This is a genomic window from Ferruginibacter sp. SUN002, from assembly GCF_050611725.1.
In the GTDB taxonomy this organism is placed as follows: Bacteria; Bacteroidota; Bacteroidia; order Chitinophagales; family Chitinophagaceae; genus Ferruginibacter.
The window spans coordinates 1,432,145-1,455,445 of sequence record NZ_JBODJB010000001.1 but is presented as its reverse complement, the minus strand read 5'-3'; the positions used below and the strand labels follow the sequence as shown (position 1 = coordinate 1,455,445).

Genomic DNA, 23,301 nt, shown 5'->3' with positions numbered 1-23,301 from the left:
TTAGAATACAGATTTTATAAAAAACCATAAAAAACCACACTGTTTTTTTAGAAAAACAGGCAATAAAATACCGTTTTTTGATAATATTTAATTAGAACAGGTATTGCAATTGCAGTTTAACCTCAGTTTTTCTATTCCCGGATATTTCATCTAAACCACTTCCTACAGTTGTTTGTCCATCATAAATTGTTTGTGCTATACGGAACCAGGCTGATAATTTTTTACTAAAATCATAATTCAGGTTCACATAGTAACGAAACCCTTTATTATAAAAAACAGGAATGGAGAAACTATACAATACATCATTTTCGTAGGCGTATAATCTGCTGTCGTAATTGTCTGTTTCAAAATATTGTAAACGAATATTTCCTGAATATTTTTTCATCATTGGTTTATAGATCAAATCAGCAAAAGTTAAGAAGCCGTTTGATACCTCAGGACCACGTCTATCATACCAAAGCAACTCAATTCTTTGTCTCAAAGTAACAACCGGACTAGCTTTGTAGCTGAACTGTGCTCTGAAATCCTGCCTTGGCTTTGATGATACACCTGTAATTATCTGATCATCGGGATTATAATTATTTGATTTGGTTTCAGTTCTGTATCGAAGGTACATTTCCAATTGTTTGTTTGGCTTATATGTAGCTTGAACAAGATAATCGGCCCCAACTGTTGGTGCATCTACAAGATATTTCAACCAAGGGAATTTATAAAAATCAGCATAAGCATCTATTCGCCATTGGTTGTTTGGACGAATACTTATCCCTGTATAAATACCTTTCTCATTAGTAGGAAAAGTGCTTTCGGTAAATGCACTGGTATAAAGAGATTGATATTTCCTTGAAATATTTCTATACACCATACTCATATCAACATTATTAGAAACACTCAATATCATTCCATTTACAAACGCTTTCGCATTTTTATTGGTTGTAGCTGCCTCTCCAAAAAAATGCAGATTCTTAAAAGTATAACTATAATCAACACTATAATTACCAAAATTGCTTCCGGATAAAGCATATAGATTGTAAGGGTCACTTCCTTTGTTGATAGGCAGATCAAAATGATACTGAATACCATTTACTCCAATATGCAAGCGGTTTTTATTGTAAGATATATTTCCGCCGAAAGCCAATTGTGTTTGCACGTTTTTATCTGCCGCCTCACTCTTTGTACGATGCAAACCCGATGTTTGCAATGAAGAAATATAATCTTCATTATTCAGTGTATCAACAGTAAAATTCGCATCCAATTTTCTGTAAGATGCAAATGCAGTGACTTCCATACTTTTTTTAGCAATGGTTATACCAAGGCCTCTGTGGAAATTTATTTCACCGGCTGAATTATAGGGACGGAGTATAGCCGACTGTCTTTTTACATTCGTAACATCAGCACTTTTCTTAAATGCTAGGCTTTGCCATTGCGTTAATCCTTGTCCGAGGTTTACTAAAAAATCTCCTACAGCCAAAGATTTAACAATGCCTATATTCCTTGCAAATAAATGAACCGAGTAAAAATCGAATCCTTGTTTCTGCGCTCCTTTGAAAAACTGTTCGCCGGCATCCTTTTCAGCCACAAAGCCATATTGCAAAAGGTTTTTATAATGATATCGATAACGCAGGAAAACTCGCTGCTGACTTCCCGGATAATAACTATTGGTTGTTGCAGGATCCGCTTTATACCCTTTCGATTTTTCGAGATTTTGTGTACCTCTTATTAAGATGCTATGATCACCTCCTGAAAGCCTCTCTCCTATTGAACGGAAAACATCTGCCTGGCTACTAACGGAAATGTATGGCCGAATTCTGCCAATCGTGGTAACATCCCATGCAGGTATCGCTTGCAGCTCATAAATATCAATAAATTTTCCAAAAAGACTTCTGTAAGAAATAAGATTCTGTATCTGCAATGGCGATAGAAAAAACAATTCTTTCAACTCAGTTTCATCAGCCGTATTAAGGTTAACAGGGTCTTTAAGAAATTGCTGCAATTTCAATAAATAAGAATCATCCTCCGTTTCCGCATCTTCGCTTACTTCGGTAACTGCCTCTAATTGCTGCTCAACATTTGTATTGGTAGATGACGGATCCTTCGGCAACTCCTGTGCCATCAACATCGATGGCATTAAAAGCAATAACAAAGCAGGAAAAAAATAATTTTTATACCCTGATCGAATTGTTTTTTTAGAGGAGAATATATTATTCTTTGTTGTCATCAACGATACTGTTTTCTTTTTTACCAAAATTCATGATCAACAATAAGCCCGGAGACCAACCCAACTGTGGATGATAACTACCGCTTAGGTCTAAACGAAAATTATTCCACGATACACCTACTCCGGCATAAGCCAGCGATGTAGCCGAGGATATACCTGCCCTTGCAAAGAATTGCTTAACAAAACGGTATTGGACACCTGCATTTAAATTCACAGGAAAATCTTCTTCTTTAACCACTTCCCCACTCACAAAAAACTTGTCAGAAACATCATAGCCTAAACCAAATTTATAGGCCGAAGTAAGTTTCTCATCTGTTTTGGAAAATTTACCCCCGATCGGATTGTACACATGGATGCCGGCATTTAACTTATCGGTAAGATGTGTGATCAAGCCCACCTCAAAATTGAGCGTATTATCGTTGGTATAAGAAGGTACTTTGTAACCATAATAATTAAACTGAGCACCGATATCGACTTTTTTACTCAAACTTCTTCCATAAGCAACGCTTAACTGATTTTCATTAAAATCTTTAAACCCGAAATATTTCATATTTATTCCAAAATTGCCCATTTTGCTCGGGATAACGATTGAAGCTGCATACATACTTGTTTCATCTAACATGAAACGCCTTTCACCATATACACCTGCTCCTGCGGATTTAATTTGTGCCAACGCTGCCTGATTATTTAAATAGGAAAACACATCAACATGTTGCTTACTATATGCTCCTAAACCAAGATAAGTGGCAGATAAGGGTTGACGTAAACTTTGCGAAAAGATAATTGCCGGAAACAGCAAAAAAGTAGAAATGGGTAGAAATATTTTTTTTCTCAAAACAGTAATTTTTAAAAATCTACGTACAATATAAAGATAAAACTTCAATTGGAATTACAATTTAGCAATTGTTAGTAAATTTGCAAATGCAAATATTGGATGGTAAAATAGTTTCGCAGGCCGTTAAAGACGACTTAAAGCAAAAAACTGCTGAATTGATAAGTAAGGGAGGAAAGACACCTCATCTTGCTGCAATATTGATCGGCAACAACGGCGCCAGCGAAACCTACGTAGCAAGCAAAGTAAAAAACTGTGAGGAAGTAGGCTATAATAGCTCTCTTATTCGTTTTGAAACCTCTGTTGACGAAGCCACTCTTATCTCCACCATTGAAAAGTTAAATGCTGATGATGATATAGACGGCATACTGGTTCAATTACCGCTGCCTAAAAGTATCAATGAAGATAAGATCATCAGTTTGATACATCCTGACAAGGATGTAGATGGTTTTCATCCAATGAGCATTGGTAAAATGATCCAGGGCTTACCGACTTTTTTACCTGCTACACCTTATGGCATTTTATTAATGCTGGAACATTATAAAATTGAAACCAAAGGAAAATATGCCGTAGTAATTGGCCGAAGCAATATTGTAGGCAGACCAATCAGTATCCTATTAAACAGAAATACTTATCCGGGCAATTGTACTGTAACTGTTTGCCATAGTCATACGCATAACTTAAAAGAAATTTGTTTACAAGGAGATATCATCATTGCTGCATTGGGCATTCCTGAATTTTTAAAAAACGACATGGTAAAAGAAGGTGCAGTTGTGATTGATGTAGGCATTACAAGAGTTCCGGATACAACAAAGAAAAGTGGATTTAGTATTAAAGGAGATGTTGATTTTACAAATGTTGCTCCTAAGTGTAGCTATATAAGTCCGGTTCCAGGTGGCGTTGGTATGATGACAATTGCCGCTTTATTAATGAATACATTTAATGCAGCTAAAATTAAAAGCGAAAAGTGAAAAGTGAAAAATTAGATAGTGCTTTTCCTGTAATGGAACATTTTTATACGCTACAAGGCGAAGGTTTTCACCAGGGAAGAGCAGCATATTTTATAAGACTGGCAGGTTGCGATGTAGGTTGCGTTTGGTGCGATGTTAAAGAAAGTTGGGAGGCAGGCAAACACCCTGTATTGGATGTTGGAAGTTTGATGTTGGAAGTTGAGAAGACTCCGGCTAAACTGGTAGTTATTACAGGCGGGGAACCTTTGATGCATAATTTAGATATACTGACATCAACATTACAATCCAAAGGTTTTGAAACTAATATTGAAACATCCGGTTCACATCCGTTGAGTGGCAAATGGAACTGGATCTGTTTATCCCCCAAAAAATTTAAAGCTCCCCTACCCGAAGTGGTAGCGTTTGCCAATGAATTAAAGATCATTATTTTTAATAAAAGTGATTTTGATTGGGCTGAGAAATATGCAGCACAGGTTTCACCCCAATGTAAACTATACCTGCAGCCGGAATGGGATAAAGCCGCAGAAATTACCCCACTAATTATTGAGTACATTAAACAACACCCTCAATGGGAACTATCCCTTCAGATACATAAGTACATTAATGTACCTTAGACCTCCTCACAGTTTTAACTTTATTGTAATGCTTGTAGCACAGTTATTGCTTTAAAACCCATTAACTTCATTTTTATTTTGAATGATGAAAAAAACGGTGTTAAAAAAATCAATTGTTATTGTCAATTTGATATTGATCGCTCAATATTGTACAGCACAATGGTATGATCCGGAGAAGGTGAACAAAAAAGCATTCAACCTGAGTGAAAAAGCCTATACCGCTGCAACAGATGGAAAATATGCCGAAGCGATCACATTATATAATAAGGCGCTTACGATAGAGCCGAAATATGTTGATGTGTATCTATCTATTGCAGGCATTTACGCCGAATTAAAACAATACGATTCTTCAGTAGCGACATTTGAAAAAAGTTTTTTACTGGATTCAGTTTATACAGAAACATATTACCTCCCTTATTCTATTTCTCTTGCCGGCACCGGAAAATTTGACAAAGCCCTCAATGCGGCCAATCGTTTTCTTATGATCTCGTATTTGAATGAGCAAAGCAAAAGAGCAGGCAGGTATAGAAAAAGCATTTATGAGTTTGCATTAGAACATGAAAGAAAATATCCAGTAAAGAATTATGTTTTTGCTCCGCAGAATTTGGGAGATAGTGTTAATTCAAAATATTCCGAATATTATCCTTCGCTAACTATTGAAAACAACAATATAGTTTTTACCAGACGCATTGATGACGATGAAGATTTTTATGAATCCAATCTGACAGCAAATAAATGGGATTTGTCAAAACCATTGTCGGGAAAAGTAAATACCATATATCGGGAAGGGGCAGAAAATATTTCGCAAGATGGGGAAATGCTTGTTTTTGCGGCTGACTATCCACAAGGCCAAACCCAGGGTAGCTTTGATCTATATGTTAGTTACAAAACAAAAACCGGATGGAGTGAGGCCGAAAACCTTGGCCCACTTGTTAATACGGATTATTGGGAATCTTCTCCATGCATCTCTCCTGATAAAAGAGATATTTACTTTAGTAGTTTACGACCCGACGGATATGGCGGTGCAGACATTTGGGTAACACACCGCTTGCCAAATGGCAAATGGTCAAGGCCTGAAAACCTTGGTGATAGTATCAACACCGAAGGAAATGAAGGTTGTCCGTTTATATATTCAGATAATCAAACTTTATTCTTTAATAGCAACGGACAAAAAGGTTACGGACAATCGGATCTATTTTTCAGCAAAAAAATAAATGACAGTATTTGGAGTGCACCGCAAAACCTCGGTTACCCCATAAATACCATTGATGAAGAAGGATCATTAGTTGTTGCTTCAGATGGCAGCACTGCATATTATGCCAGCGATAGAAGCGACAGTCGTGGTGGATTAGACCTTTATAGCTTTCAACTGAGAGAAGATATGCGTCCGCCCAAAACACTATGGGTAAAAGGTAAAGTGTTTGATTCAAAAACTAAAAACGGATTACCTTCAAACATTGAACTAACGGATATAAACACCCGAAGGGTCATTACAAAAATACAGACCGATGAAGATGGGAATTATTTAGCAACTCTTCCGGTAGGAAAAGAATACGCCTTTAATGTAAATCGCAAAGGTTATTTATTCTTCTCGGAAAATTATGACCTGAACAACAATAGAGATACAACCTTTACTGCCGATATACCACTTCAACCAATAGAAGCAGGTGCAAAGATCGTTTTGAAGAACATATTTTTCGATAGTAAGAAAACCGAACTAAAACCCGAATCAATCTCAGAGTTGAACAGACTTATACAGTTGATGAATGACAACCCTAAACTTGTTATTCAAATAGCAGGTCATACCGACAATGTGGGCAAGCCTGCTGACAACCTGATATTATCAAATGGGCGGGCTACGGCAGTGGCGAATTATTTACTTGCCAGCAGACAAATTGCAAAGAATCGTATACAGAGCAAAGGTTTTGGAGAAACGAGCCCTATTTCTGATAATAATACCGATCAGGGAAAAGCTCAAAATCGACGCACAGAACTTTCTGTTATTAGCAACTAATTTCCACTTTTGTTCATCTATGATGTATGAACAAAGATCTACTCTATCAAATCGCATTAACGCTTGTACCCAATATCGGAGATGTACATGCGAAAACACTTGTCAATATTTTTGGGAATGCCGAATCGATTTTTAAGGCCCGAAAAAAAGACTTGGAAAGTATTGAAGGCATTGGCACTGTAAGAGCCAACAGCATTAAAGCTTTTGAAAATTTTGAAAGCAGTGAAGCCGAAATAAAATTTTTAGATCAGTATAAAATAAAACCGCTTTTTATTACTGATTCCGACTACCCGAAAAGGTTGTTGAACTGTTACGACAGCCCACCACTATTATATTATCGTGGCAATGCTGATCTGAATACATCAAAAATAATATCCGTTGTAGGCACAAGAAATAACAGTGAATATGGAAGAAACATCTGCGAACAAATAATAGAAGAACTAAAAGAAGAAAATATTTTGATCAGCAGTGGTCTTGCATTTGGAATAGATACCATTGCTCATAAAGCATCCATAAAAACCGGATTACAAACAGTTGGTGTTTTGGCACATGGATTAGACAGGATCTATCCATCTCAAAACAAAGCATTGGCCAAACAAATGATCGAACAAGGTGGTATACTTACCGATTTTATGAGTAACACTACACCGGACAGGCAAAATTTTCCGAGAAGGAACAGAATTGTAGCGGGAATGTGTGATGCATTGATCGTAATTGAAAGCGGTAAAAAAGGAGGCTCATTAATTACCGCGGAATTAGCGAATGGTTATAACAAAGATGTATTTGCCATACCCGGAAAAACAACCGATACAAGAAGCGAGGGTTGCAACTATCTCATTAAAAATAATAAAGCTTTTTTACTAACCTGTGCCGATGATCTGCTTGAGTTGATGAACTGGAAAGAAAAGAAAAAGGCATCTCCCAAAAAACAGAGAGCATTATTCATTGAATTAACAAATAACGAAAAAATTATAGTAGATATCTTACAACAGGTCGAAAGTATTCAGATCGATGAGTTGTATCTAAAAAGCGGATTGAGCAGCAGTGCTATGGCGGGGGCATTACTTACGCTTGAAATGCAGCAAATAATAACAACTCTCCCCGGAAAAATATATAAATTGAATTAGCAGTCTGTATTAATTCATAATTTTCAGTACATATTCAAAAACTTACAAAATATGAACTGCTGATACGGAACTTTGAACTTTCAAATGACCATTGTATCTTTGCACATGGCTACAATAAATAACTCCTCGAATCTCTCAAAATCAAAAAAATTTTTCGGCGAAGGCTTAACATTTGACGATGTATTGCTAATGCCTGCGTATTCTCAGGTACTACCCCGTGAAGTCGACATCAGCACTAAACTTACCAAAAGTATCACGTTAAATGTTCCAATGCTCAGTGCTGCTATGGATACTGTCACAGAAGCATCTCTTGCTATTGCAATTGCTAGAGAAGGTGGTTTAGGTATACTTCATAAAAATATGAGTATAGATCAGCAAGCTGAACAGGTTCGTAAGGTAAAAAGAAGTGAGAACGGATTAATATTAGACCCGGTTACTTTATCTCCTGATGCTACTATCGGCGAAGCGTTAAGGATCATGAGGGAAAATAAGATCGGTGGTATTCCTATTATTGACGCTCAGCATAAATTAGTAGGTATTCTTACTAACAGAGATCTGCGTTTTGAAACTAATTACAAAGAAAAAGTTTCCGCAGTAATGACTAAGGATAATCTTATTACAGCACCCGAAGGAACCGATCTGAAAAAAGCCGAATTACTTTTCAAAAGAACAAAAATTGAAAAACTACCTGTTGTAAATAAATCTGGGAAACTGATCGGTTTAATTACATTTAGTGATATCTTAAAATTAAAGAGTCATCCGAATGCAGTAAAAGATTCTTTCGGAAGATTACTCGTTGGAGCCGGCGTTGGTATTACAAAAGACACAATTGACAGAGTAGCAGCTTTACATCGTGTAGGCGTTGATGTTATATGCCTGGACAGCGCACATGGTCATACAAAAGGTGTAATTGATACATTAAAATCTATCAAGAAAAACTTTAAAGGATTACAGGTAATTGCCGGCAATGTGGGTACAGGTGCAGGTGCTAAAGCCTTAGCCACTGCCGGAGCAGATGCGGTGAAAGTTGGTATCGGTCCGGGGTCTATATGCACTACGAGAATTGTTGCAGGTACCGGTGTTCCTCAGATTACTGCAGTAATGGAAGCCGCAGCAGCACTGAAAAATACGAATGTCGGCATCATCAGTGATGGTGGTATCCGCTATACCGGTGATATGGTAAAAGCATTAGCTGCAGGTGCAAGTTGCGTAATGATGGGCAATGTTTTTGCAGGTACCGAAGAAAGTCCGGGTGAAACAATTATTTACGAAGGAAGAAGATTTAAACAATATAGAGGCATGGGCAGCTTAGGTGCTATGGCACAGGGCAGCAGTGACAGATATTTTCAGGATGTAGAAGCTGACATCAAAAAATTTGTGCCGGAAGGTATCGAAGGCCGTGTTGCTTTCAAAGGGCCATTAAAAGAAGTGGTACATCAATATACCGGCGGGTTAAGAGCAGGTATGGGTTATTGCGGAGCTAATACCATTAAGGCATTGCAGCAAAATTCTACTTTTGTAAAGATCACCAATGCCGGTATGAAAGAAAGCCATGCTCATGATGTGGCCATCACTAAAGAGGCACCGAATTACAGCAGATAAAACCTATCATTTATACTTTTCAAACACATCAGCCCTAAAAGTTTTTAGGGCTGAATTTTTTATTATGTAAATTCACATTGAATTATTCTCAATGAAACAAATATTACTGCGCCTTTTAATCATCTGCACATTTGCACATTTGCATATTCGCACATTAGCTCAGGATTCTTCACATCTCCGCATTTCCTTGTTGACATGTACACCGGGAGATGAGTTGTACGCTACATTTGGACATAGCGCTCTGAGGGTCGTGGATAGTAGCAGCCTTACTGATATAGTTTTTAATTATGGTACGTTTAATTTCGATGACGATGGATTTTACCTGAAATTCGTAAGAGGTAAACTCTTGTATTATGTTTCAACTGAAAATTTCTCAGACTTCAAATATGAATACCAATCAACCAGCAGAGGCATTACAGAGCAAGTATTGAATTTTTCTGCTGATGAAAAAATAAAAATCCAACAGGCACTTTTTGAAAACATCAAAGAGCAGAATAAATATTACAAGTACGATTTTTTCTTTGATAACTGCACTACCCGATTACGAGATATCATCCGGAAACACAAATCTGACTCAATCGTTTTTAAAGCTGTAATGCCTGCCGGCACAAGATTTCGTCAGGCCATTCATCAATATCTTGATAAAAATGAAAAATATTGGAGTAAACTTTCGATCGATCTACTATTAGGTGCCCGTTGTGATGCGGTGATGACCGCCGAACAATCTCAATTTCTACCCGATAATTTAATGATGGCACTTGACAGTAGCAATCAAGGTCATCAATTAGTAATTAGTTCAAAAAAGCTTTATTCATTGCAAGATGCAACAAGTAAAAGAACACCGATCCCCCCTTTGATCACTTTCTCATTTTTATTTCTTGTAATTTTTATACTAAGTAATATTCAAAAAAATTGGATCGTAAAATTTTTGAACGGATTCGACGGTTTATTCTTTTTTCTGACAGGAGCAATTGGTATTATTCTACTATTAATGTGGTTTGCTACCAATCATGCAATGTGTAAAAATAATTTCAATTTATTGTGGGCTCTACCTAGCCATGCTGTTATGTCATTTTTTATTGCGTCCAATAGATCTTGGGTGAAAAAATATTTTGCCTTTACTGCAATCTTGTTGGCCTTAACACTGCTAAGTTGGTTCTTTTTACCACAACAGATGAACAATGCTTTTCTACCTATCATTTTTTTATTGACATATAGAAGCTATCGCATTTATGCAAAATAAACAGATCACATATAATAATACACCAGTCTTTTATCAAACTATTGGTAAAGGAAATCCTATTTTGCTATTACATGGTTTTGGTGAAGATGGTACGATCTGGAAGAATCAGATCGACTTCTTACAAAATGATTTTTATTTGATCATACCCGATATACCCGGTAGTGGCAAATCTTCCTATATTGATAATGCAGATATTGAAATCTATGCAGAAATAGTAAAATTGATCATTGATGAAGAATTAGTTAAATCATTTATTATGATTGGTCACAGCATGGGTGGTTACATAACACTATCTTTTGCTGAAAAATATCCACAATATTTAAAAGCCTTTGGGCTATTTCATTCCTCTGCATTTGCAGATAATGAAGAAAAGAAATTGGCTAGAAAAAAATCTATTGAGTTTATTATAGCCAATGGTGCCTATAGTTTTATAAAAACAAGTATTCCCGGTTTATTTAAAGAATCAAGTAATCTCAATATTCAAGATTTGATAGAAAAAGGCAAAAACTTTACTCCAGAAGCATTGATTCAATATTATGATGCAATGATCAACCGACCCGATAGAACTGCAGTATTAAAAAGCTTTCCGGGTCAGATATTGTTTATTATTGGCGAATTTGATAATGCCGTGCCTTTAAAAAGCAGTTTGGAACAATGTTATTTACCTTATCGATCTGATGTTCATATTTTAAAAGAATCGGGGCACATGGCTATGTTAGAGGAACCTATACGGGCCAATGACATTCTTTTTAACTTTCTTAGATCAATCGACTGATATCCCCCTACTTCCAGTAAATTTGCCGTTTCTTTTTGACAAAACTTTGAGATTCGAAGAACAGCGTTTTGGCACATTTTTAGGTCTTTACACTTTAGGAATATTGTAGATGAAGAAAATTCTATTTATCATATTATTACTTTTTTCTTTAACTGATGCTTCGGCAAGGCATATTAAAGGCGGTTTTTTTACGTACAAATATTTGGGTCCGGGCATTGCTAACCCCGCCAATCTTCGATATAAGGTTACGCTTACTGTTTTTATGGAATGTTACCCCAGCCCCGGACAATTAAATAATCAGATCACTTTTACTTTTTTTAATGCCCGTACAAAACAACAAGTTGCTAACCCCAGTGTTAGATTGACTAGTGAAATTGATCTTTTAAAAAGCAAAGATGAACCGTGTATTGCTGGAGATCAAAGAGGCTGTTATTACACAGTTGTTGTGTATGAACTTGATAATTATGAAATACCCGTATCTGTCGATGGATATATTATATCCTATCAACGGTGCTGCAGAATTGAAGAGATGGATAACATTGTAAGTTCCGGAGACATTGGAAACACTTATACGATTACCATACCCGGAACCGGCTCTCCTGTACCAGATGCCAACAAAAACAATAGCCCCGATTTTTTAGTAAATGATACCATTGTTGTCTGTCAGAATAGTTTTTTTAGTTATCCATTCAAGGCGTTTGATAGTGATGGCGATTCACTCACTTATGCATTTTGTGATGCCTACGCAGGCGCCGCTCCGCCACCGGGAGATGCAGAGCCCAATCCTGCAGTAAGACCGCCATACTTCTCTGTGCCTTACAAATCTCCCTTCAACAGTACAAACCCAATGGGATCGAAAGTTAGTATTAATGCGGTTACAGGTATGATCAGTGGTGTTGCGCCATCCATACTTATCACTGGAGAATATGTGGTAACGGTTTGTGTTTCGGAATATAGAAACGGTGTGAATTTTGCCCAGTCTAGAAAAGAACTACATATAAGAGTTAGAGATTGTGATCCACTTCAGGCTTTTCTTAATCCCAAACCCGTTACCTGCGATGGATTTACTTTAAATTTTTCTAACGATGTTGCTACGCCTACCGGTGTAGATCATGTTTGGAACTTTGGAGATCCAGCATCGGGATTGACAAATACATCAACAAATGCTAAGCCAACACATACCTATTCAGATTCTGGAGTTTATGTAGTGAAATTAAAAGTTTCAGTTGGCGGCTTGTGTGCGGACTCTACCAGCATACCCGTAAAAGTTTACCCTGGATTCTTTCCGGGATTTACAACTGATGTTACTTGTATAGGACAACCGGTTCAGTTTACCGATACAACAAAAACCAATTATGGAACAGTAACTGGTTGGCGTTGGGATTTTGGAAATACTTCAACAATAAATGATACCAGTCGCTTGTCAGCACCAACCTATACTTATCCTGCAGCCGAAGTCTATAAAAATGTTTCGTTGATCGTAAGTAATACTTTTGGATGCGTAGATACAGTTTACAGAGATATTACCGTTCATGATACACCTTCCGTAAGGGTAACAGGGCCAACACTCATTTGCTGGACCGACACTGTTCAACTAACGGCAACGGGCAATGGAAATGTAAGTTGGTCACCAAACTACATGATTAACGACATTGATAATAAAACTCCTTTTGTAAGCCCGGATCTTTCTACAAGATATGTTGCAACATTAACTGATCTGAATGGCTGTAGGAATAACAGTTCTGTTTTTATTGATGTACGTAGATCTATTACCGTAGATCTATTACCAGACACCACCATTTGTAAAGGAGATGCCATTACACTATTCCCCACAAGTGAGGCATTGGAATATTTATGGAGCCCTGCCGCAGGTCTGGATGATATCAATAAAAAAAATCCGACGGCCACCCCACTAAGTTCAACGATATATAAAGTAAGAGGTAATGTCGGTAAATGTGAGGATGAGGCAGAAATTGCTATCAAGGTAGTGCCCTACCCTCAACAACAAAAATCGAAAGACACCAGTACCTGTTTTCCTTTGTCAACAAAAATTTATGCTTCCGGAGGAAGTTTTTATAAATGGAACCCAACGACTTTCCTAAGTGATCCAAATATTCCAAATCCCTCTGTATTGTTTCCTACATCAACCATCAATTATATAGCAACCGTTACAGATACATTGGGCTGTCCTAAACCCACTTACGATACTTTTACAGTAAGAGTATTGAATTTAATTGCTGATGCCGGACCACGTGATACTGCAATTGTTTTGGGAGAGTTGTTGTACTTACAGGGTGGCATAGATGCTGATTCCTATTCTTGGTCACCAGCTACGGGATTAGACAATACCAGCAAACAAAACCCGGTTGCCAATATCACATCGGATATTCAATATATTTTATCTGCCCAAACAAATGAAGGGTGTAAAGCCAGTGATACAATCAATGTAAAAGTATATAGAGTACCTGCCGATCTTTATGTTCCTACTGGCTTTAGTCCGAATGGAGATGGTCTTAATGACCTTTTCAAACCAATATTATTGGGTGTAAGAAAATTGAATTTCTTCAATGTATACAATCGTTGGGGACAATTGGTATATTCAGTCAACCATACCGGATATAATTTTGGGTGGGATGGCACATATAAAGGAATTCCGCAGGCAGCCGGAACATTTGTTTGGAGAGTTGAAGGCATTAGTTATGAAGGAAAATTTTTGAGCAAACAGGGTACAGTTGTTTTAGTTAGATAAAATCATCAAGTAAAATTGATAATCAATTCAATATTTTACATATTAGGTATTTTCGCCCTATTAAAACTTGCGAAAAATCCCCCAAATACATAATAAAACACAGTATTTCTCCGTTAAGTATTAGTACCCACAGGTATATTCTGGCATGAAATTGGTCAGATCACCTGAAATGTTGCCTTAGTATTTGAGTTTTGAACAATGATACATAGGTTGCAATCCAATAAATCTAATTAGAAAAACCGGATGAAAAATTACACTCTACCCACCCTGCTATTGTTTCTCCTGTTGTACTCAGCATCTGGGAGATCGCAAGACCTGATCAAACAATCGTCGTGCACAGACGCAAACATCATTAAACAAGCCGACAGTATTAAGCAAGAAATATATAAACAAGGATTTATTCTTGTAAAAGAGAATAGTATGCAAATGGAAAGTGAGTATGAAATGCCGATCATTGTTCCATTAAATGCCGGTACCTGGTATCAATTTGTTTTTATCGGAGAATACACTTCTAAATTATTTGAATTAAGGATGTACGACTGGGATGAAAAACAAGTTGCATACATCAAACACCAATGGGGTGATGTAGATGGTACTACGATCAGATATTCTTATATCCCAAAATTTTCAGAATACCACATGTTGAAAGTGGTTCAAAATAATAAAAGTAAAAAGAAATTATGTGGTTATGTGATGATGTTTAAAAAAGTAGATGGATAATACTTAGTAAACAAACCCTGATAAATAAAAAAAGACCCTTGATCATTTCGAGGGTTTTTTATTTTAACAAAGGAAGTAGCTCACCTATAGTTACAGCTTTTTGTTGATCGTCAATTTCAATTACAATGTAGTATCCATCGGCTCCGCCCGCTTTTTTTACTGCATCTACTAATTTCTGCTGATCACTTTCTATTCTTTTCCCATTTACTTCACTCCAGATCTCTTTGGTAGCTAAACATCCTTCTGTTGGTGTAAGTGGGTAATATGATGTCCCTTTATAATACTCCGGATTAACTGTTGTACCATGTGCAATGATCTCTGTACGTCCACATGCACTTGCCATATATGTCTGGTACAGCGAATGATATTTTTTTAGTGCTTTAGGCAACAAACAAGCATATAATGTTTTTGTCCAAGTAGTATCAGTAATAGAACTGTCTTTTAAAAAATGTTGGACACTGGTTTCCAATGGCATCATTAATTGAATATTAGTTGTTGGACCAATAGCCCCACTTCTACTTACATCAAAACCATCCATTCTGAATATACCTTGTGGTGTATTCCCGTTATTAATATAACCCGGCATATTTGTTATACTTCTTGCTAATTGAGGAACAGAAAAAATATTACCCTTTTCATCTTTAACATAACTGCCTGTTTTGTCTTTAACGATAACGATACCCGGATAATTTCTATTTTTACGCTGAATACTGTAAACGATTGTATTTGATAAAAGATATTTTTTCTTGAATATTTCTTTTACTTTTTTACTGAAATTTTTATCAGTTACATCTTTGACCTTGCATTTAGTTGCTTCCAAAAAAGCTTTACTGGTTTTCGAGGAGTCTGACATTTCTATCAGGGGTATACGTTTCAAACTCGTTAATAAAATACCTGCCATCCTGATATCTCCCGATTGCACCATATACTCTCCAACCATAGCATATACCTTGGCATTCATTGTTTCGTTGCCAAGTACATATATTTGATCTATAAATTGGGTAGGATAATTTGCATAACATACCTCAAGTAATGCGACTTGAAAATCAATGCTCCTTGTGCTGATGGAATCAAATGCGGTCCTTATTTTCGATACTGCCCATTCATCTTTATATCGAATTAATTCCATAGAGTAAAAAGCATCTATCCAATCCTGTTCAGTACTGTCTACTAATGGAAGAGATAATTTTTTTACGATTGCATTTTGGATATTGAGATAAGCTTTGTCTCTGTTCGCTTTTAAAGCTCCCTTAAAAAAAGGGATAGAATCATTTTGTGCAAATGACCATTGTGCAATAAAAAGTAAACAGAATAATTGTAGTAGCCTAATCATAATATGTCGGGTCTTTTAATAATTATATTTTTTACCCCAAAGAGACTTTAATAGTTTTCTCATCTCTTCTTCTCTAGCATTTTTACCGGGAGAATAAAATGCAGTGTCTTTTATTTCATCAGGCAAATACTCCTGCAATGAAAAATTATTTTCATAATTATGTGAGTATTGATACCCCTTACCATAACCCTCCTGCTTCATTAATTTTGTTGGCGCATTTCGAATGTGAAAAGGAACAGAAAGATCGCCATGTTGTTTTACTGCACTCATTGCCGTTCCTATAGCAACAGTAGCAGAATTACTCTTAGCACTAGATGCAAGGTAAATAGCACATTGTGACAATATCAGTTGCGACTCCGGATAACCAATCTTATTCACTGCATCAAAAGTAGCATTAGCCAATAACAATGCATTGGGATTTGCATTGCCAATATCTTCACTCGCCAATATCAGCATTCTCCTTGCAATGAATTTTACATCTTCACCACCTTCTATCATTCTTGCCAGCCAATACACAGCTGCATTGGGATCGCTGCCACGAATGGATTTTATGAATGCAGAGATCACATCATAATGTTGTTCGCCTTTCTTGTCATATAAAGCAATACGTTGCTGTGCAATTTCCATTACTGCATCATCCGTTACAACAGCGTTCATCCCTAAAGTATCTGTTACCAACTCAAACAGATTCAATAATTTTCTTGCATCACCTCCCGAAATATTGATCAGTGCTTCCGTTTCTTTTACAGTAATATTTTTTGATTTTAAGACCTCATCTTTTTCAATTGCATGATGCAACAAAGTAATAAGATCATCTTTATTCAATGCTTTCAAAATATATACCTGGCTTCTACTTAACAATGCACTGTTTACTTCAAAAGATGGATTTTCGGTTGTAGCGCCTATTAATGTGATGATCCCTTTTTCAACTGCACCTAACAAAGCATCCTGCTGTCCTTTATTGAAACGATGTATTTCATCAATGAATAAGATAACATTGCTTTGCTTTTTTGCAAGATCGATCACTTCTCTCACTTCTTTTACTCCACTGCTGATAGCACTCAATGTATAGAAAGGAACTTTTAATGTATTGGCAATAATATTAGCGATTGTTGTTTTGCCTACACCCGGTGGCCCCCATAGGATCATGCTGGGCACTTTCCCTTGCTCAATTGCTTTACGTAAAATACTCCCCTGTCCGGTAAGGTGTTGCTGACCGGTCAATTCATCTAATGATGTGGGACGTAAACGTTCGGCGAGTGGAGGACGACTCATAAAACAAATTTACCAATAAAAAATGGTTGACCATTTTGTGATCAACCATTTTACATTATAATCTTTGCAGAAAACTTATGCTTTCAGATCAAGCTTGATCTGCAACTCATCAAACTGTTTATTAGCTATTTCAGCCGGAGCATCTAACATCACATCTCTGCCGCTATTATTTTTAGGGAAAGCAATAAAGTCTCTGATACTTTCGCTTCCACCCAAAATGGCACATAATCTATCGAAACCAAATGCCAATCCCCCATGTGGAGGAGCTCCATATTCAAAAGCACCTAATAAGAAACCAAATTTGTGTTGTTGTTCCTCTTCATCCATACCTAACGCAGCAAACATTTTTTCTTGTAATTCTCTTTGGAAGATACGGATTGAACCACCACCAATTTCATTCCCATTCAACACCATATCATAGGCATTGGCTTTAATACCTGCATAAGGATGTTCCAGATACTTATCTAAGTTCTCTACTTTCGGAGAATTATTGATCATGATATCAACATGTGAAGGCTTGGGACTGGTAAAAGGATGATGCCTTGCAACCCAACGACCTGCTCCACCTCCATCCTGATCTTCCAATGCAAATTCAAACAACGGAAAATCCAGTACCCAAAGTAATTTGAATTCATCTTTTTTACGTAAGCCTAACTTATCAGCCATATACATACGAAGATCGCTACTTGCTTTTCTCGTTTTTTCTTCAGCACCTGCTAATATTAAGATCAAATCACCTGTTTTTGCATTGGCAGCATCAGCGATGGCTTTTAATTTTTCTTCACTATAAAACTTATCTACGCTGCTTTTGTAAGTACCATCAGCATTACATTTGATAAATACCAATCCCTTCATTCCAATCTGCGGACGTTTAACCCACTCCGTTAGCTCATCTGTTTGTTTACGGGTGTATTCACTACATCCGGGAACAGCAATAGCGATAACCGTTTCAGCATCATCAAACACACCGAAAGAAACACCACCAATCAAATCTGTCTTACTTTCTTTAGTTGGAAATGTATGTTGAGGGAATTTCAAATTACACAACTTGATATCAAAACGAATATCCGGTTTATCGTTTCCATAAGTCCACATGGCTTCTTCCCAGGTTGTACGTTCAACAATATCCGTATAATCTATACCTTTTACATCTTTGAATATCCGTTTTACCAAGCCTTCAAACATATTCAAAATATCTTCCTGCTCTACAAAACTCATCTCACAATCTATCTGCGTAAACTCGGGTTGACGGTCTGCTCTCAGATCTTCATCTCTGAAACATTTTACAATTTGATAGTAACGATCATACCCACTCACCATCAACAATTGCTTGAAGGTTTGTGGTGATTGAGGTAATGCATAGAATTGTCCGGGATTCATTCTTGACGGCACCACAAAATCTCTTGCACCTTCCGGAGTAGATTTAATTAAGAACGGCGTTTCAATATCCATGAAATTATTTTCATGCAAATAATTCCTAGTACTGCGGCCAACTGCATATCTTAATTCTAAATTCTTCTTTACAATATTTCTGCGAAGATCTAAGAAACGATATTTCATTCTTAATTCATCCCCACCATCCGTATCATCTTGTATAGAGAATGGAGGTACTACAGATTTATTCAATATTGTGAATTCACTTACAGCAATTTCAATTTCTCCGGTAGGAATATTTGCATTTTTGCTACTACGTTCATTCACCACACCTTTTACCTGCAACACAAATTCTCTTCCCAAAGGATTAGCATCCAATTGAGCATTCAAATTTTCTGAAAATAATAATTGGGTAATACCGTAACGATCTCGAAGATCAACAAAAGTGATACTTCCAAATTTACGAACGGTTTGCACCCATCCGCTAAGGGTTACTTCTTTATTTATATCGGCTATTCGTAATTCGCCGCAAGTGTGAGATCTATACATTATTTATGGTCTGTTGTAATTTATGAATTGCCGGCAAAGATAATTTAAAACTCTTACATCGTTTCAATCACATTTTTATGCATTGGTTTCCACCATAAGTAATAATAACCAAGTATAATTTAGCCCGGCAAAAAAAGGGATCAAGGCAAGATGTTTATAAGTGTAATCCCCAAACAGTATTTTTTCATCGAAATGCAAAAATTCGCTGATCATCCAATATGAGTTGGCTGTGATCCAAACTACTATTGCTACATTATGACATACTTCACTCATGAATTGGCGGGTGCGTATGGCTATGACGATAGCAATTATAAGCGTAGGAAAGATCATTGCTATACCCAATGGTTTCCAGATCATACACCAACTAATATCCTTCAGTAACCAAAAAATAATGTGGAGATTTTCCATTTTACGATACCGCAATGGAATAGAATAGGTTTCTGTATTCATTCTCTTTTTTCGACAAATATATACATATGGCAATAAAAAAGCCGCCTAAAAAGGCGGCTTGATATCTATCACTAGAAAACACTATTTCACTTTTATAAATGATTCACGGATCAACTCCGCATCGTTTTTAATTGAAACAAAATATTTTCCTGCGGCTAAAGTTTGCACATTTAAAGGAATGATATTTTGTGTTGCAGTTATATTTTTTTGCATTATAGTTCTGCCAATGGCATCTGTTACTGTTAGCATACTGTTAGCTTTCAAATTTTGTAATAACTTAATGGTAACCACATCTCTAACAGGATTAGGATATATTAAAGTTGATTTTACAACATGATCCAATCTAACGGAAATTATTTTACTGAAAGATGCTTTCCCGTCAATATCGATCATTTTTAGTCTGTAATAAACGATCATATTAGCAGCTGACAAAGCATTGTCTTCAAAAGAATAATTAGGTAACCCTTGTGCTGCCACATTACCGATGGAAGTAAAATTTGTTCCATCAATACTTCTTTCTACCTGATAATTTTTAAAATTGATCTCTGTATTAGCAGCCCACTTCAATGAAATACTTGACGTTGATTTTACGGCTGAGAAATCAATTAATTTAACCGGTATGATACATGAATAATTTACACATGAGAACATGTCATCTGCAAAAGATGGAACATCTACAAAAGGATTTCTGTTTCCTTGCAATGCATAGATAGCATTGTTTCTGTCAATTTCTTTTTGGCTCACCGGATCTTGATGATGCCATTTAAGTAACAATTGAATGTACCAATCATCCAAAGAAGGATAAGTTGTTCCGTTCAATGCAGCATCTGCATTACCATTGTTTTTCCAAGCAACCATATTATCCTGATAACGAGTGATCATATATAATTGAGCACGAGCTATGTCTCCTTTGTATGCATTGTTTGGTTCAAAGACAGTACCTGTGTAACAGCCTGTGGTATTCGGACCTAGTTTACTTCCGTTCGATTTTGAAGTAAATGTAGGATTAGAAACTTCTCCGTAAGGATTGCTATCATGCTTACCATTTACCCAGCCATCTACAGGGAAAATATGGTGAATATCTGAGTACATCGGATATACATTACCTCCAAACCATTCTCTTGGAAAACTATGCTCTCTGTTGTAGCAATCTCCTTCCTGACTATACGTACCACATTGGTCTGTATCCGGTCTAAATGTATAAAGCTCCGCATTGGACGGACCTGTTCCCGGATTATCTGTATAAATATCCCAGATAATATCAGCAGTATTTGCATCGTTTCTATGTATGTCTATACTATTAACCGCATTCCATACTCCCGGTGTATAGGTAAGTTGTGTTGTGTTCGCAGAGATAATATCTTTTAATGCTGTTTTTAAAGCAGCACAATTTTTTCCTAATGCATTATTATAATAACCTGCAGGTACACCTGTACTTGTATTTGTAGTATTAGTATTGCCCATTAAAGGAGTGCTTTGATAAAAAGGTGCTCCTGTACATTCGGCATTGGCTGCAAATATATAAAAGTGATATACAGTTGCTGCAGCTAAGCCCGATGCTACAAACGAAGTATTTGACGTATAATCTACTACAACACCATTGCCCAACGCTTGACCGGCTGTATAAGTCGTACCATTTGCAAGAGGAATATTTAATACACTACTTGTACTTCTGATAATCAAATACCTGTTTGCAGTCGCTGAAGCAGTGAAACTTCCAAGAACTGTATTGTTAGAAGGGGTTAAGTTTAGAGCTGTTGGAGGAGCAGACGGTGCAACACAAGCTGCTAAAGGCAACGTAGTGGCATTGTTGGTTAAAGGCGAAGTAGATAAGTAATTCGGCCCACCTAAACAATCTTCTGAATTAAATGCAAAAACAAAATAGTAATACTGCGTGCTTGCAGATAAATTGATGTCAGTAAATGTGGTGTTTGATTGTATTGCAATGATCGTTCCTCCACCAAATGATTGTGCTACGGTGTAAGTTGTTACATCTGCCGGTGTAGCCGATAAAGTAGAAGAGGTACTTCTTACGATCAAGTATTGATCCGGAGCTGTAACCGGCGCCGTAAAAGAACCTGCAATACTAGCCGGTGAAGGTGTTAAAACCAACGAAGTTGGTTGAGCTGCAGGTTGATTACATGGTGGAGTTACTACACCGTTGTAAGAAACTGTAACATCATCAATTGACATACCATCATCAGCACCTGTCGCATCAATATCATCCCATCTAATCCAAAAAGAACTTCCAGAAGTTATGTTCAACCCGGAAATAGTAAAAGTTATTGAAGTTTTATTTCCTGTAGCATTACCATCCAATAAACCTACAACCCCGGTCACGTTAGGAGAAGTAAAATCCAAACTATTCTCATCTACCCATGTTCCTGTAGAAAGACTGGTAGCGTCTGTGCTATATTTGAAATGCAAAGTATCTAAACGGCCACTGGTAGCCCCTAATCTCCACTGTTCTCCAACATAAGTAATGGTTAAAGATGTAATGGTTGAACCTGAATTATTGGTAAAATTGGCTCCGTATTTTGATTGGATATTCGAAGAACTAAGAGAACCTAAAGCCCTTTCTGTATTATTGATAGCCCCATAGCTATACGTATTACCTGTTGCAGAACTGCCAACATCTACACCATAAGTAGTATTAGCATTCGAGCCTACTTCCAAAAATGCCCATCCGGTAGGAAATATAGTATTGGTTGCGCCTGAATTTGCAAGCGTATTAAAGTCTTGTGAGTAAGGCGTTCCTAAACTTGTTATTGATATTTGCGATTTAGCCGAAATTGTCGAAATTGTTAAAAAAACAACAACAAATTGTAATATTTTTTTCATACGCATATTAATTGTAAAAAAATTGCAGAATTATAAAGGTACAAATAGTTTTGATATAACAAGAAGAGATTCGTGTTTTAACAAAAAAAGCCTGCCGAAAATATCGACAGACTATATCTGAATTTGTTCTATTAAAGTAGATATTACTTTGCTAAAGCATTCACTTTTTTAGCCAGCTTACTTTTTAAGTTTGCAGCCTTATTTTTGTGAATAGTACCTTTTTTAGCTAATTTATCGATCATAGAAGCAACCGCAGGTAATTTATCTGCTGCAGCTTTCTTTTCGTCCAATGCTCTGATATCACGGATTGCATTACGGGTAGTTTTCCCATAATAACGGTTACGTTCATTACGCTTACGGCTTTGACGAACATCTTTTTTGGTAGCTGAGTGATTTGCCATTTAATTCTTTTTTTGGGCTGCAAAGATAAGGGAAAGTATTTGAAAATCGGTTTTTAAAATGAATAATTTTCGTTCCGAGTGCACAAAAGTATTAAAAATCGGTTTTTTAGCCATTTTTACCCTTTAGGGTTGATTTTATGACTACTTAAGGCTGTAAATAGCATAAAATACCATTTCTTCTCCTTTGCATTAAATTTTTGAATCATCTGTTCGTTT

17 protein-coding genes are annotated in these 23,301 nt (G+C 36.6%); 9 read left to right on the top strand and 8 right to left on the bottom strand.

Going from position 1 to position 23,301, the window contains the following annotated elements; translation table 11 throughout:
* Positions 1–91 precede the first annotated feature (91 nt).
* On the bottom strand, positions 92–2,215 hold the full coding sequence (locus ACQ33O_RS06390) for a ComEA family DNA-binding protein (protein WP_430994733.1): 2,124 nt from the start codon (positions 2,213–2,215) through the stop codon (positions 92–94).
* Positions 2,199–3,050 (bottom strand): hypothetical protein, encoded by an 852-nt coding sequence (locus ACQ33O_RS06385; protein WP_430994732.1) that lies wholly within the window; start codon positions 3,048–3,050, stop codon positions 2,199–2,201. The genes ACQ33O_RS06390 and ACQ33O_RS06385 overlap by 17 nt, the downstream gene beginning before the upstream one ends.
* An 86-nt stretch (positions 3,051–3,136) precedes the next feature.
* Here ACQ33O_RS06385 and ACQ33O_RS06380 point away from each other — a divergent pair, with 86 nt between their 5' ends.
* From ACQ33O_RS06380 to ACQ33O_RS06340, 9 genes are all read left to right on the top strand, one after another.
* Positions 3,137–4,018, top strand: coding sequence for a bifunctional 5,10-methylenetetrahydrofolate dehydrogenase/5,10-methenyltetrahydrofolate cyclohydrolase (locus ACQ33O_RS06380; protein ID WP_430994731.1), 882 nt, complete (start codon positions 3,137–3,139; stop codon positions 4,016–4,018).
* On the top strand, positions 4,015–4,632 hold the full coding sequence (locus ACQ33O_RS06375) for a 7-carboxy-7-deazaguanine synthase QueE (protein ID WP_430994730.1): 618 nt from the start codon (positions 4,015–4,017) through the stop codon (positions 4,630–4,632). Before ACQ33O_RS06380 ends, ACQ33O_RS06375 begins: the two co-directional genes overlap by 4 nt.
* An 82-nt stretch (positions 4,633–4,714) precedes the next feature.
* The gene (locus ACQ33O_RS06370) at positions 4,715–6,646 is read left to right on the top strand and encodes an OmpA family protein (RefSeq protein WP_430994729.1); all 1,932 of its coding nucleotides are present in this window, start codon (positions 4,715–4,717) and stop codon (positions 6,644–6,646) included.
* A 26-nt stretch (positions 6,647–6,672) separates the two neighbouring features.
* Complete coding sequence (dprA, locus tag ACQ33O_RS06365; protein WP_430994728.1) at positions 6,673–7,773, top strand: DNA-processing protein DprA; 1,101 nt, start codon at positions 6,673–6,675, stop codon at positions 7,771–7,773.
* Positions 7,774–7,878: 105 nt separating this feature from the next.
* Positions 7,879–9,375, top strand: coding sequence for an IMP dehydrogenase (guaB, locus tag ACQ33O_RS06360; protein ID WP_430994727.1), 1,497 nt, complete (start codon positions 7,879–7,881; stop codon positions 9,373–9,375).
* Positions 9,376–9,466: 91 nt separating this feature from the next.
* Positions 9,467–10,618 carry a DUF4105 domain-containing protein gene (locus ACQ33O_RS06355; RefSeq protein ID WP_430994726.1) on the top strand — a complete coding sequence of 384 codons (1,152 nt, stop codon included), beginning with the start codon at positions 9,467–9,469 and terminating at the stop codon, positions 10,616–10,618.
* On the top strand, positions 10,608–11,393 hold the full coding sequence (locus ACQ33O_RS06350; protein ID WP_430994725.1) for an alpha/beta fold hydrolase: 786 nt from the start codon (positions 10,608–10,610) through the stop codon (positions 11,391–11,393). Before ACQ33O_RS06355 ends, ACQ33O_RS06350 begins: the two co-directional genes overlap by 11 nt.
* Before the next feature lie 109 nt (positions 11,394–11,502).
* On the top strand, positions 11,503–14,142 hold the full coding sequence (locus ACQ33O_RS06345; RefSeq protein ID WP_430994724.1) for a PKD domain-containing protein: 2,640 nt from the start codon (positions 11,503–11,505) through the stop codon (positions 14,140–14,142).
* Positions 14,143–14,385: 243 nt separating this feature from the next.
* Entirely contained in the window at positions 14,386–14,862 is a 477-nt protein-coding gene (locus tag ACQ33O_RS06340) for a hypothetical protein (RefSeq protein ID WP_430994723.1), read from the top strand.
* A gap of 58 nt (positions 14,863–14,920) precedes the next feature.
* On the opposite strand, the gene ACQ33O_RS06335 is transcribed toward ACQ33O_RS06340, so the two are convergent.
* The 6 genes from ACQ33O_RS06335 to rpsT form a co-directional block, all read right to left on the bottom strand.
* Positions 14,921–16,195: a hypothetical protein gene (locus ACQ33O_RS06335; protein ID WP_430994722.1), complete on the bottom strand. Its 1,275-nt coding sequence runs from the start codon at positions 16,193–16,195 to the stop codon at positions 14,921–14,923.
* 15 nt (positions 16,196–16,210) lie between these two features.
* Positions 16,211–17,470: a replication-associated recombination protein A gene (locus ACQ33O_RS06330; protein WP_430994721.1), complete on the bottom strand. Its 1,260-nt coding sequence runs from the start codon at positions 17,468–17,470 to the stop codon at positions 16,211–16,213.
* A 75-nt stretch (positions 17,471–17,545) separates the two neighbouring features.
* The gene (aspS, locus tag ACQ33O_RS06325) at positions 17,546–19,393 is read right to left on the bottom strand and encodes an aspartate--tRNA ligase (protein WP_430994720.1); all 1,848 of its coding nucleotides are present in this window, start codon (positions 19,391–19,393) and stop codon (positions 17,546–17,548) included.
* A 75-nt stretch (positions 19,394–19,468) separates the two neighbouring features.
* Complete coding sequence (locus ACQ33O_RS06320; protein WP_430994719.1) at positions 19,469–19,843, bottom strand: hypothetical protein; 375 nt, start codon at positions 19,841–19,843, stop codon at positions 19,469–19,471.
* 81 nt (positions 19,844–19,924) lie between these two features.
* On the bottom strand, positions 19,925–22,684 hold the full coding sequence (locus ACQ33O_RS06315) for an endonuclease (protein WP_430994718.1): 2,760 nt from the start codon (positions 22,682–22,684) through the stop codon (positions 19,925–19,927).
* A 143-nt stretch (positions 22,685–22,827) separates the two neighbouring features.
* Positions 22,828–23,085, bottom strand: coding sequence for a 30S ribosomal protein S20 (rpsT, locus tag ACQ33O_RS06310; protein ID WP_430994717.1), 258 nt, complete (start codon positions 23,083–23,085; stop codon positions 22,828–22,830).
* Positions 23,086–23,301: the final 216 nt, after the last annotated feature.

Coding starts and splice junctions, on each gene's coding strand:
- ACQ33O_RS06315 (WP_430994718.1), bottom strand. CDS start 22,684: ATGAAAAAAATATTACAATTTGTTGTTGTTTTTTTAACAATTTCGACA.
- ACQ33O_RS06335 (WP_430994722.1), bottom strand. CDS start 16,195: ATGATTAGGCTACTACAATTATTCTGTTTACTTTTTATTGCACAATGG.
- ACQ33O_RS06330 (WP_430994721.1), bottom strand. CDS start 17,470: ATGAGTCGTCCTCCACTCGCCGAACGTTTACGTCCCACATCATTAGAT.
- rpsT (WP_430994717.1), bottom strand. CDS start 23,085: ATGGCAAATCACTCAGCTACCAAAAAAGATGTTCGTCAAAGCCGTAAG.
- ACQ33O_RS06350 (WP_430994725.1), top strand. CDS start 10,608: ATGCAAAATAAACAGATCACATATAATAATACACCAGTCTTTTATCAA.
- ACQ33O_RS06355 (WP_430994726.1), top strand. CDS start 9,467: ATGAAACAAATATTACTGCGCCTTTTAATCATCTGCACATTTGCACAT.
- ACQ33O_RS06370 (WP_430994729.1), top strand. CDS start 4,715: ATGATGAAAAAAACGGTGTTAAAAAAATCAATTGTTATTGTCAATTTG.
- ACQ33O_RS06390 (WP_430994733.1), bottom strand. CDS start 2,215: ATGACAACAAAGAATAATATATTCTCCTCTAAAAAAACAATTCGATCA.
- aspS (WP_430994720.1), bottom strand. CDS start 19,393: ATGTATAGATCTCACACTTGCGGCGAATTACGAATAGCCGATATAAAT.
- guaB (WP_430994727.1), top strand. CDS start 7,879: ATGGCTACAATAAATAACTCCTCGAATCTCTCAAAATCAAAAAAATTT.
- ACQ33O_RS06345 (WP_430994724.1), top strand. CDS start 11,503: ATGAAGAAAATTCTATTTATCATATTATTACTTTTTTCTTTAACTGAT.
- dprA (WP_430994728.1), top strand. CDS start 6,673: ATGAACAAAGATCTACTCTATCAAATCGCATTAACGCTTGTACCCAAT.
- ACQ33O_RS06340 (WP_430994723.1), top strand. CDS start 14,386: ATGAAAAATTACACTCTACCCACCCTGCTATTGTTTCTCCTGTTGTAC.
- ACQ33O_RS06380 (WP_430994731.1), top strand. CDS start 3,137: ATGCAAATATTGGATGGTAAAATAGTTTCGCAGGCCGTTAAAGACGAC.
- ACQ33O_RS06320 (WP_430994719.1), bottom strand. CDS start 19,843: ATGAATACAGAAACCTATTCTATTCCATTGCGGTATCGTAAAATGGAA.